Origin of the sequence: Salinicoccus kekensis (genome assembly GCF_900220995.1) — a bacterium.
In the GTDB taxonomy this organism is placed as follows: Bacteria; Bacillota; Bacilli; order Staphylococcales; family Salinicoccaceae; genus Lacicoccus; species Lacicoccus kekensis.
The window spans coordinates 1-12,443 of record NZ_OBQF01000002.1 but is presented as its reverse complement, the minus strand read 5'-3'; the positions used below and the strand labels follow the sequence as shown (position 1 = coordinate 12,443).

At 49.8% G+C, this 12,443-nt stretch carries 9 protein-coding genes; 5 read left to right on the top strand and 4 right to left on the bottom strand.

The genetic code is table 11. The features are described from left to right. Nucleotides 1-5: 5 nt before the first annotated feature. On the bottom strand, nt 6-887 hold the full coding sequence (locus CRN96_RS04840) for a LysR family transcriptional regulator (protein WP_097039736.1): 882 nt from the start codon (nt 885-887) through the stop codon (nt 6-8). 117 nt (nt 888-1,004) lie between these two features. Here CRN96_RS04840 and gltB point away from each other — a divergent pair, with 117 nt between their 5' ends. Together gltB and CRN96_RS04830 are read left to right on the top strand one after the other, a co-directional pair. Further along, entirely contained in the window at nt 1,005-5,468 is a 4,464-nt protein-coding gene (gltB, locus tag CRN96_RS04835) for a glutamate synthase large subunit (protein ID WP_097039734.1), read from the top strand. A 15-nt stretch (nt 5,469-5,483) separates the two neighbouring features. Next, nucleotides 5,484-6,950, top strand: a complete 1,467-nt coding sequence (locus tag CRN96_RS04830) for a glutamate synthase subunit beta (protein ID WP_097039732.1) — start codon at nt 5,484-5,486, stop codon at nt 6,948-6,950. A gap of 49 nt (nt 6,951-6,999) precedes the next feature. Here the strand turns inward: CRN96_RS04830 and CRN96_RS04825 are convergent, their stop codons facing one another. Further along, nucleotides 7,000-8,115, bottom strand: coding sequence for an FUSC family protein (locus CRN96_RS04825; protein WP_097039730.1), 1,116 nt, complete (start codon nt 8,113-8,115; stop codon nt 7,000-7,002). Nucleotides 8,116-8,126: 11 nt separating this feature from the next. Beyond that, a complete protein-coding gene (locus tag CRN96_RS04820) occupies nt 8,127-9,419 on the bottom strand; it encodes a glutamate-1-semialdehyde 2,1-aminomutase (protein ID WP_097039728.1) in 1,293 nt (430 codons plus the stop codon). 144 nt (nt 9,420-9,563) lie between these two features. Between CRN96_RS04820 and bcp the strand changes: the two genes are divergently transcribed. From bcp to perR, 3 genes are all read left to right on the top strand, one after another. Next, on the top strand, nt 9,564-10,010 hold the full coding sequence (gene bcp / locus CRN96_RS04815) for a thioredoxin-dependent thiol peroxidase (RefSeq protein WP_097039727.1): 447 nt from the start codon (nt 9,564-9,566) through the stop codon (nt 10,008-10,010). 4 nt (nt 10,011-10,014) lie between these two features. Beyond that, complete coding sequence (locus CRN96_RS04810) at nt 10,015-10,959, top strand: D-2-hydroxyacid dehydrogenase (RefSeq protein ID WP_097039725.1); 945 nt, start codon at nt 10,015-10,017, stop codon at nt 10,957-10,959. Between the two features lie 91 nt (nt 10,960-11,050). Then, nucleotides 11,051-11,485 carry a peroxide-responsive transcriptional repressor PerR gene (gene perR / locus CRN96_RS04805; RefSeq protein ID WP_281254122.1) on the top strand — a complete coding sequence of 145 codons (435 nt, stop codon included), beginning with the start codon at nt 11,051-11,053 and terminating at the stop codon, nt 11,483-11,485. A 36-nt stretch (nt 11,486-11,521) separates the two neighbouring features. On the opposite strand, the gene CRN96_RS04800 is transcribed toward perR, so the two are convergent. After that, nucleotides 11,522-11,914: a DUF2614 family zinc ribbon-containing protein gene (locus tag CRN96_RS04800; RefSeq protein ID WP_097039723.1), complete on the bottom strand. Its 393-nt coding sequence runs from the start codon at nt 11,912-11,914 to the stop codon at nt 11,522-11,524. Nucleotides 11,915-12,443 lie beyond the last annotated feature (529 nt).

Below are 12,443 nucleotides of genomic sequence, written 5' to 3'. Positions count from 1 at the left end.
TTTTTTTAATGCATCATCCTGTCCGTGAATGCGGCGAATTCATCTTTCAGACGGCTGTACCATGCCTTTGCAAAAAGTTTCCCGCTTTCTGCAGGGATGCTTGCATACAGCGGCTGCCTGATGTTCAGATGTTCCAGATTATGGACGGTGAATTTTGGATGATTATATTTCAGTATCCTGCACTCCTCATGGGTGAGTACGGCGATGTAGGGATGATGGATGAGGAGGTGCTGTATGATGGCGGGATCGTTCATATTCAGGATGGCTGCATTTTTGAAATGTTTCTTCATATCCAAGAGGGGATCCATCACAAGCAGGGGGAAATCCTCAAGCTCGTTCATGGAAGCTTTTACGGGCAGATTCACTTTGCCGCTCTCCTTGAATATATAATAGTAGTTCTGGTCGAAAAGCAGTGTGCTCCTGATGCTTTCCCCATTGAACCTCTCCGTTGAAATGGCGATGTCCAGGGAGCCGTCATTCAGCTTCTCTTCTATTGTATTTTCATCGAGCGTTCCAATATTGAAATCAATATCGGGGTGTTCCCCGATAATGCTTTGGAACGTATGCAGGATCTTCGAAGTCATATCGGATTTGGTGATATGGATGTTCAGCGACTGCCTGCTTTTCAATTTATTATCAGAAATCTTCTCCCTCGTCCTGTCCACCGCTTCAAGGATTTTTATAGCATCTTCATAAAATTCCCTGCCGTCTTCAGTCAGGATGATGTTCCTGCCTTCCCGCCTGAACAGCTTGATGCCGAGGTCACTTTCAAGCAGGCCGATCTGCCTGGATAATGCCGACTGGGCGACATTCAGTACTGCTGCAGCTTCCGTCATATGCTGCAGCCGGGCGGTCTCGGTAAAATAAACCAATTGTTTGATCTCCATAAAAATCCAACCCATCTCATTTTGATATCAATATTATATCATTGATATATTGATTGTATAGAAATATCCGTGGATAATATTGACTTATAGAAATATTCTGAATCAGGGGTGACACGGATGAGCTTATTCCAAAAAGTGAAACAGCACGGCCTGTACGACATAAAAAATGAACATGATGCATGCGGCATCGGCTTTTATGCAAATATGGACAATAAAAGATCACATGAAATCGTACTCAAATCTCTGGAGATGCTGGTCAGGCTCGACCACAGGGGCGGCATCGGCTCCGACGGCATGACGGGGGACGGCGCGGGCATCATGACGGAAATCCCGCATGATCTTTTAAAGTCGGAATATCCGGAGCTTCCGGATTTCGGCCGTTACTCGGTCGGGATGTATATGCTTGATTCCAGTGCATCCCTTGATGAATTCAAGGAGACCGTGCGCGGGACGGTCGCGGGGGAGGGCCATGAGCTGATTGCGTTCCGGGATGTGCCCGTGGATGCTTCGGCAGTTGCGGATGTGGTCAGTGAAGCGATGCCCCGGCTCATCCAGGTGATCACGGACTGTCATGAAGCGCTCGATTTATATTTTTTAAGGAAGATGATCGAACAGGATCTCGACAGCCGGCTGGTGGAGCATTATGTCTCTTCCTTCTCGAATGAGACCATCGTCTATAAGGGCTGGCTCAGGGCTGCACAGATCAAAACTTTCTATGTCGACCTCAGCAATCCAAAGTTCGTCTCGAAATTCGGATCGGTCCACTCGAGGTTCAGCACGAACACTTTCCCGAGCTGGGCGCGTGCCCATCCGAACAGGCTGCTGATGCATAACGGGGAGATTAATACGATCAAAGGCAACGCCAACTGGATGCGCGCACGCACCAGGCAGTGGCTCGCTGATGTCTACGGTGAAAAAGGTGAAAGGATATCAGAAATCATCGATGAGAGCGGCAGTGATTCCGCAATCGTCGACAATGTGCTCGAATTCCTGAGCCTCGTCATGCCGCCGGAGGAAGCGGCGATGATCATGATACCGGAGCCGTGGAAGTATCAGGATTTCGACAATCCTGCAGTGAAGGATTTTTATGAATTCCACAGCTATATCATGGAGCCGTGGGACGGCCCGACGATGATCAGCTTCTGCGACAACCATAAGATCGGGGCGCTCACCGACCGTAACGGCCTGAGACCCGGCAGGTATTACGTCACCGATGAAAATGAAATCATCTACTCTTCAGAAGTCGGCGTCATCGATGTCGACGAAGACCATATCATATACAAAGGGCAGCTCAGCCCGGGCAAACTGCTGCTTGTGGATTTCGATTCATCAAGGATCATAGAAAATGATGAACTGAAAGCGGCGATCGCAGCCAAAAGGCCTTACGGCAAATGGCTCGCCAGGAGGAAGGCTGAAGAGTCGAAAACAACTGATGCCGAAAGCACGCCGGTCGATAAGGCGCAGCTTGAGCGCATCCTGATCCGTTTCGGCTACACGAAGGAAGATATTGAGAAATACATGCTGCCTTTGCAGCGTGAGGTCAAAGATCCGGTCGGTGCGATGGGGTTCGATATGCCGCTTGCATTTTTATCGGACAGGCCGAAATTGCTGTTCGACTACTTCAAGCAGCATTTTGCCCAGGTGACGAATCCGCCGCTTGATTCATACAGGGAAAAAGTGGTGACGAGTGAAATCACCTACCTTGGCGGAGAAGGGCGCCTTATACGTCCCGGGGAAGATGTACTGAAACGGGTGCAGCTGGAATCACCGGTAATTGATGAGCGTGTGTATAACCGATCGGACGTTAAAGCGCTCGGTGTAAAGAAGATTGACATCACATATAACGGTTCGCTTGAAAAGGCGCTGGATAATCTGATGAAGGAGGCGGTGATGGTCGCAGCAACCCACGGGGTCATCGTACTGACCGACGAATCAGTGCTTGAGGATGAGGCGCTTTACGTCATGCCTTCACTGCTCGTCACCAGTGCCGTGCACCAGGCTTTGATGAAGGCGGATAAGAGGACGGGGACGAGCATCGTCATCAAATCGGGGGAAGTCCGTGAAGTCCATCATGTGGCGGCTTTGATCGGCTTCGGCGCCAATGCCGTCGAGCCGTATATCGCCCAGGAGACGATCAGGACCGCAGGGGGAACAGAAGCAGCGGATGATTACAATAAAGGACTCACCGCAGGACTCATCAAAGTCATGGCCAAGATGGGTATTTCCACCGTGCAGAGCTACCATGGTGCACAGATATTTGAAGCGGTGGGCATCTCCCGTGATGTGATGGAGAAATACTTCGGCGGCGCCGCTTCCAAAATAGGGGGTGCCTCCATCGACGATATCGACAGGAACACGAAGGAGATGCAGGACGTGAGCCTGGAATACCTCGAGTCCGGCAGCAGGTTCCAGTGGAGGCAGCAGGGCGAACACCACGTCATCAACCCGACTTCAATCAGGCTGCTGCGTGAGGCCTGCATGACCGGGGACGGGGAAAAGTACGAGGAATATAAAAACTACATGAATGAAGGCCATCATTCGAGCATCCGGCATTTATTGAAATTCAAAAACAAAAGGGCGATTCCGATCGAGAAGGTCGAGCCTGCTGAAAATATAGTCAGGCGCTTTAAAACCGGCGCTATGAGTTACGGCTCATTGTCGGAAGAAGCACACCAGACGCTCGCCGAAGCGATGAACAGGATCGGCGGCAGATCCAACAGCGGCGAGGGCGGGGAGAACCCGCGCCGCTTCAGGATGGACAAGGATGGGAAAAGTTACAACAGTGCGATCAAACAGGTCGCATCCGGACGTTTTGGGGTAAACAGTGAATATTTGAACAGTGCGGAAGAAATTCAGATTAAAGTGGCCCAGGGCGCAAAGCCGGGCGAAGGCGGACAGCTGCCGGGCGAGAAAGTGTATCCGTGGATTGCGGAGACGAGAAATTCAACTCCCGGGGTGGGATTGATTTCACCACCGCCGCATCACGACATCTACAGTATTGAAGATCTGGCACAGCTGATACATGACTTGAAGAACGCCAACAGGAAAGCGGACATTTCGGTGAAACTCGTGGCAAAAGACGGGGTCGGCACGATTGCTGCAGGTGTGGCCAAGGCATATGCCGATAAAATCGTCATCAGCGGATTCGACGGCGGTACGGGTGCTTCACCGCTTACGAGCATCCAGCATACCGGCCTCCCGTGGGAACTCGGGCTTGCCGATGCGCATCAAACTTTGATGCTGAACGGGCTGCGCTCCAGGGTGACGCTTGAAACCGACGGCAAGCTGATGACCGGACGGGATGTGGCGATGGCAGCGGCACTCGGGGCGGAAGAGTATGCATTTGCGACGGCGCCGCTTGTCGTGATGGGGTGCATCATGATGAGGGTGTGCCATAAGGATACATGCCCCGTGGGGATCGCCACCCAGAACGGCGAACTGCGCAAATTATTTGAGGGCAAGGCTGACCATGTGGTCAATTTCATGAACTTCATCGCTGAAGATATCAGGGAGATATTGAGCAGTCTCGGACTGAAGACGATGGATGAACTGGTCGGGGCCGTGGATCTCCTAGAGGTGGATCACGCGAAAGCCGCCCGACACCGCATGAGCGACCTCGAACTTGAGCCGCTGCTCACATATATTGAAGGCGACAGGATCAAAAAGATCAGGCAGAAACATCCATTCGAACATTCCCTTGATGAAGGGAAGATACTGCCGGAGTTCGGCGGCAGTCTTGATGAAGGCGCATCATTTGAAGCGACATATCAGGTGACGAACAGGCACAGGGACATCGGGACAAGGCTCGGCAGTGAAATCACTGCAAAGTTCGGTCGCGGCGGACTTGAGCACGACCATTATACGGTGAATACGACCGGCCACGGCGGCCAGAGCTACGGGGCATTCATCCCGGAAGGCCTGACGCTCCATCATACCGGTGACTTGAATGATTATGTCGGGAAAGGGCTGTCCGGCGGGCGGATCACCGTGACTGCACCGAACATAAGCCGCAGCCATGAGATCATCGTCGGCAACGTCTGCCTGTACGGGGCGACGGGTGGCCAGATGTTCATAAACGGCAAGGCGGGTGAACGTTTTGCGGTAAGGAACAGCGGGGCGGAAGTCGTCGTCGAGGGCATCGGTGACCATGGTCTGGAATACATGACCGGCGGACGTGTGGTGATCCTCGGTGATACAGGCAAGAACTTTGCGGCCGGCATGAGCGGCGGCATCGCCTATATCATCAACAACCGTCCAATCGGTGAAAACATGATCGGGATGAATACAGAAACAATCGAAGTGAGCCATGTGGATGACGCCGATGAGATTTCCGAGGTGAAGAATCTTTTATTTGCACATCTTTACTTCACGGAGAGCCGTAAGGCGAAAAGTGCATTGGACGACCTGGAGGACGGAACTGTCCGCATCATCAAAGTCATCCCGTCTGAATACAAGGCCATGCAGCAGAAGATCCGTCACGGCATCAATATGAAACATTCAAAAGAGGACGCGGAACTGGATGCATTTTACGGCAGGACAATCATCGCCGCAGATGATGCGGAGAAGATGAACATCTATTAAGGAAGGGGACGGCATATGGGTGAATTCAAAGGATTTTTGAAATATGACCGTAAAAATCAAAGCGAAGAGGATCTGAAGGAAAGGATCAATAACCATGATGCCTACCAGCACCGGTTCTGCAATGATGATGCATCGGAACAGGGTGCGAGGTGCATGGACTGCGGGACCCCTTTCTGCCAGACGGGATCGAGTGTCGGGAAAGAGACGGTCGGATGCCCGATCGGGAATTATATACCGGAGTGGAATGACCTTGTCTATAAGGGGGATTTCAAGGAAGCGTTCAGGAGGTTGTCCGAAACGAACAACTTCCCTGAATTCACCGGCACGGTATGTCCGGCACCGTGCGAATCCTCATGTGTCCTGTCGATCAACGGCGACCCTGTCGCAATAAAGGGCATCGAACGGACGATCATCGATGAAGCATTTGAGGAGAACTGGGTGAAGCCGAGGATGCCGAAGCACAGGCTGGATACTAAAATTGCAGTGATCGGCAGCGGCCCCGCGGGGCTGACGGCGGCGGATGAGTTGAACTCCTGGGGGCATCACGTCGATGTGTTCGAGCGTGATCAGAAGCCCGGCGGCCTGCTCATGTACGGCATACCGAACATGAAGCTGGATAAAGGGATGGTGGACCGGAGAATCCGCCTCATGGAGGAAGCCGGGATCAATTTCAAGTGCGGGGTCGATGTCGGGAAGGACATCGGTTTTGATGAAATGGATGCCGGGTATGACGCGATCATCATCACCACCGGCGCAAGGAAGCAGCGTGATCTGAGACTGGAAGGCCGCCAGTCGAAGGACATCCGGCTCGCAATGGATTATTTGACCGAGCAGACGAAATATCAGCTCGGTGAACTGGAAGAGACGACGATTTCAGCCGAGGGCAGGCATGTGGTCGTCATCGGCGGCGGTGATACTGGCGCCGACTGTGTCGCCATGGCGCTCAGGGAAGACTGCAAATCGGTGTTCCAGCTGAATAAATACGACCGCCTGCCTGATGAGGTGGAAGGGAACCCGTTCTGGCCGCTTGAGAAAAAGACGTTCAAACTGGATTATGCCCATGCCGAGTATCAGGCGAAATATGGTATCGAACCGAGGGCATACGGTGTCCAGACGATGGGCTATGATGTCGATATGCTCGGCGGGCTGAAAGGCCTGAAGACACAGGTGCTGCCCCAGAAGTCGCTGGAAGGCATGACGATGGAAGATCAGGAAAGGTATTTCAAAGCCGATCTGATTTTATTGTCCATCGGATTTGAAGGTGTCGAGAGCGCCCTGCCCAAAGCATTCGGTGTCCATATGGAAAACAACCGGATTGCGGCCGACGAGGAAACCTATAGGACGAACCGTGAAAATGTGTTCGCTGCAGGTGATGCGAGACGCGGAGCCAGCCTGGTCGTCTGGGCCATCAAAGAGGGCCGGGGCGTCGCAAAAGCGGCCCACAGGCATGCAGTTAAAAATGTGTTCCATAGTAACTCCTAATATAGATGAAGAACCCCCGGGGATTCCCGGGGGTTCTTCGTGTCTCATATCATATATCCAGCGTCTCATCCTGGATGTCGATCTTGTTTTTCTCGGAATGGAATCTGAAGAAGCTGTCCGTCAGACGGTTGATGCGCTCAAGCGAGTTCGCATATTCGTACAGCGAGGAAAGGATTTCCATAATGCTTGTATACTGCATCTTTTCTTCCTCGGTCTCTGCTTCATTATAATGTCTGATGAAATCATCCATCAGGGTCGTCTCATACAGGTCTTCATGTATGCCGCCTTCGTTCGGGACATTTGCCTTGATCTTCTCGGTGAACTTCATGAAGATCTGTTCATGGAAAGTCATCAGATATTCAAGCTCGAACCGTATCCTGTTCTGAAAATCCTCATCCAGATGGTTGTAGTCATTCTCAAAACGGTTGAATTTGCGGAGGAGTTCAAACGCACGGCGCGTCGAGGAGATCAGATGTTTGAACAAAATCTTCCTTCTTGCGTCGGCAAAGCGGTCTTTCCTGAAGAACGACCGTTCCTCCCTGTACCACAAATACATCGTTTCAAGCTTGACGACCCGCTCCCTGAGCGATTCGATGTCTTTTTTGACGATCTGGAATTCGCTGATGCTGCTGAGTTCGAGCCGGATATACTTGAAGATGTCCGTCGTGATGTTGAAGCAGTTGTGGTACATCTTCGTTTCATATCTCGGCGGGATGAACACGAGGTTGATCAGCAGTGAAGAGAGCACCCCGATCATTACAAGTGCGAACCTTATACCCGCAGCCTCGAGGAAAGCGAGCGTCGATGCGTCCTCTTCAAGAATCTGCGGTGCATCCATGACGGCGATCACCGTAACGACCGCAAGGGTGGATACACTCTGCAGATTGAAGAACAGCAGTGTGGCCAGCACCAGCACCACGGTCAGGCCGATGACGATGATGTTGTTGCCGAACAATAAAACCATTATAATCGCTGCAATCGCACCGATCCCATTGCCCTGGAACTGCTCCCAAGTCTTCATCGCAGAACGGTGGACGTTCGGCTGGAGTGCGAATACTGCTGCGATGCCTGCAATCAGGCTCGGGCCAAGTCCGAAGAGATGGGTGATGAATAGTGTAAGTACAACTGTTAATCCTGTTTTAAGTACCCGAGCGCCAAAACGCATGGCACCATCTCCTAAAAGTCATTTTTGAAAACATCCTCCACAACAGCCAGGGTATCCTCTATATCCTCATCCGTATGGGCGGTGGTGAGGAACCACGCTTCATATTTGGATGGTGCAATATTTACACCGCGGCTGATCAGACCCCTGAAGAATTTCGCGAACATTTCCCCGTCCGTATCTTCAGCAGCCTGATAATTGGTCACTTTCTCAGTGGTGAAGAAAATCGTGAGTGCACCGACCAGACGGCTCGTATTCGCCTGAACGCCGTACTTTTCAATGAGTGCATTGATGCCATCTTCGAGCTTTTTGCCCAACCGGTCAAGTTCTGTATACACATCCGGTTTCTCAAGCACTTCCAGGCAGGCAAGCCCTGCAGCCATGGAGAGCGGGTTTCCCGCCATCGTCCCCGCCTGGTAAGCAGGTCCGAGCGGCGCGACACTTTCCATGATGTCCTGTCTGCCGCCGTACGCACCGATCGGCGTACCGCCGCCGATGATCTTGCCCATTGCGGTCAGGTCGGGGTAGACGCCGAGTAAGTCCTGGGCACCGCCGTACATGAACCTGAATGCGGTGATCACTTCGTCGTATATGACGAGCGAGCCGTTGGCATGCGCGATTTCATTGATTTCTTCGAGGAATCCTTCAAAAGGTTCCACAATGCCGAAGTTTCCGACGATCGGTTCGACCATCACTGCAGCCACTTCATCCCCGAAGTGTGCAATGGCTTCTTTCAAAGAGTCGATATCGTTGAAGGGCACGGTGATCATATCCTGTGCGACACCTTCAGGCACGCCGGCGGAATCCGGTGAACCGAGCTGTGCGGGACCACTGCCTGCTGCAACGAGTACAAGATCGGAGTGGCCGTGGTAGCAGCCTTCAAATTTGATGATCTTGTTCCTGTTCGTATAAGCCCTTGCGACCCGGATCGTCGTCATCACGGCTTCGGTGCCGGAGTTCACGAAACGGATCTTTTCCAGTGCCGGCATGGCCTGGCGGATTTTATTCGCAAAATCTATCTCGAGTTTTGTCGGCGTGCCGTATAAAATGCCCCGGGAACTCTGTTCGACGATCGCTTCATGGATGCGGGGATGGGCATGACCAGTGATGATCGGGCCGTATGCACTCAGGAAGTCGATGTACCGATTGCCGTCCACATCATAAAAGTAGGCACCGTCCGCACGGTCCATCACGACCGGTGCGCCGCCGCCGACAGCCTTATATGAGCGTGAGGGGGAATTGACACCTCCAAGTATGACATCTTCAGCTTCTTTCTGTAATGCTTCTGAGTTCTTGTGTGTAAACATATTTTCATCCTCTTAATATCGATTTGTTCATTAGATATAATAACATAAACAGTGTATGCTTTTAAGGGAATCGGAAGTTCTTGAGTGATAAAGAGATGTTTTGTATCATTATGGTAAGTTAAATATATGGAGGCGTGTTTCATTATGGAGAAATTCCCTGAATTCAAACTTGAAAACCAGAACGGTGAAATTGTTTCAAATGAGGATCTTAAAAATACGACTGTGATCTATTTCTATCCGAAAGATAACACTCCGGGATGCACGACGCAGGCGAACGACCTGAAAGATATCATGGACGAGCTGAAAAATATGGATGTCACGGTATACGGCGTGAGCGGAGATTCAAAAAAGAAACACCAGAACTTCATTGAAAAGAATGATCTGAACTTCGACCTGCTCGTGGATGAGGATTTCGAGCTGGCCAAGGAACTTGATGTGTACCGTCTGAAGAAAGCGTTCGGCAAGGAATCGATGGGCATCGTCCGCACCACGTTCGTCGTTGACGAAAACAGCAACATATTAAAACGGATGGATAATGTGAAGGCGAAGACGCACGCTGAAGACTTGAAGGCATTTTTAGAAGAGGTATAAGTGCATGAAAAATATAGTTTCTACCATTAAACTGCCGGAAAAGATAATTTCAAGGATAAAAGAGCTCCTGCCGGGGGCGGAATACGAATATGTTTCACCAAAAAAGATATCGGCAGAGGAGCGCGGCCGGGCGGAAATATTCATCACTTACGGCACCGATATGGAAGAAGGCCATGTGGAGGAGTTCAAAAATCTGAAGTGGATCATGGTGATGAGTGCCGGACTTGAAATGATGCCGCTGGAAAAACTGGATGATGTACTGATCACCAACGCAACCGGCATCCATAAAATACAGATGACCGAATACACAATCGGCCTCATCCTTTCATACTATAAAGATTTTTATCAACTGTATGAAGATCAGAAGTCAGGATACTGGCGGGATAATGCATTCACGACGGAACTGTACGACAAGAACGTACATATTCTCGGTACCGGCAGCATCGGCAGCCACCTCGCAAAAGTGTTGTCCGCTTTCGGTGTCAACACCGTCGGTTACAACACGAACGGCAGGACGGTGGAGGGGTTCGACCGCTCGCACCCGCTGGAGGAGTTGATGGACCATATCGGAGAAGCGGATATACTGGTCAACATCCTCCCGAGCACAGATGCCACGACAGACCTTCTCACCGAAGCCCATTTCTATGCAATGAAGGATGATGCCGTATTCGTCAATATAGGCCGCGGTGACGTCGTCCCGGATGAAGTTTTGTTCAAAGTGCTGGAAGAGAAGATCATCGGGCACCTCATCATCGATGTGTTCAATGAAGAACCGCTCGAAAGCGACAGCCCGTTCTATAAGTATGACAACATCACGATCACACCGCATGCTTCATCGAAGACAAGCGGATATATAGAGAGGGCCTTCGATATATTCGAGCATAATATCAAACATCTGAATGACATCAGTGAAATGAAAAATGTCATCGATATTGAAAAGGGCTATTAGGGTGATAAGAAGTCTTTATTGACAAGTAAATTTGAAATTCAGTACAATAATGATACTACCAGTAGTCAATTCCAAGAAAGTGGGTATCGTTATGAAGATGATGGACGCGGATAAAATTTATAATGAGTCTATTGAAACGCTTAAAGAGACCGGTGTAAGAATTACACCTCAACGAAAAGCGGTATTGAATTACATGATACAGTCTGACGAACACCCGACTGCTGATGATATTTTTAAAGCCTTATCAAGTGAATATCCAAATATGAGTGTGGCTACTGTATATAATAATTTGAAATTATTCAAAGAGACGGGCCTGGTGAAGGAGCTGACCTACGGGGATGCTTCCAGCCGCTTTGATTTTGTGACAGACACACATTATCATATCATCTGTAGTGAGTGCGGGAAGATTACGGATTTCCATTATCCCGGACTGAATGAAGTCGAACAGCTGGCAGGGGCCGTCACTGAATATGACGTGAGCCACCACCGGTTGGAGATTTACGGATTATGTCCAGACTGTAGATAGCTTTCAATATGGAAAGCATAAAAAAAGAAGACCAGTTTATGACTGGTCTTCTTTTTGTTTCTTCTCTTCCACAAATTTGTCTCTTCTGTGCTGGACGTTGTAATCAAGATTGAACGCTTCACCTTCCAGCTCCTTATCTATCGTGAGGGGCTCTTTACAGAAGTAGCAGTAGTCCACCCTGCCGAGAAACTTTGTCGGGCGGTTGCAGTTGGGGCACTCGACGGTGATGATCCTCGTACTGATCATGCCGACCCAGAAATAAATGACCACTGAAAGTGCGAGCGGTATGAATCCGATCAGTATGAACAGCCCCAGCACCCACGGCGTCTCCCTGAAGAACACACCGAGGTACATTATGATAAGTCCGGCAAACACCATTATAAGGGCGTAGCCTCTGATTCTTTTGATCTTATTGGTTTTTCTCTCCATCATTTCACCTCAAAAATTGTTATATACATAATAACACAAATATGATAATCTAATAATTACATTCTTAACAAGTTAATGTCCGGTTAAGAATTTTACATGAAATCAACATTTCATATTGACGGATTTTGAAAAGCTTGGTACTATATAAAAGTCGCTGATTCGAGCGGCAGGCAGAGAGCGAAAAAGAAGTTGATAATAACTATTGACGGAAGCTTGAAAGCTTGGTATGATATAAAAGTCGCTGTTTTAAGCAGCTGACTTCGAGAGCACTGATTAGAACTAAACACACCGAAAAGAAAAGTGATTGAAAGTGTAAATTTGACGCTTGATATTACAAATCGAATCGAGTATAGTTGTAAGAGTGACCGAAAAACAAAACACTAAAGAACATTGAAAACTGAATGACAATATGTCAACGTTAATTCCGATAAAAGAAGTCTTCCATTATGGAAGCAGTTGAGGCGACCAACGCAAAACGCAATTGATACTGTCAGTATCATACGAGCTCAAGATGAGCTTTCCATTTATG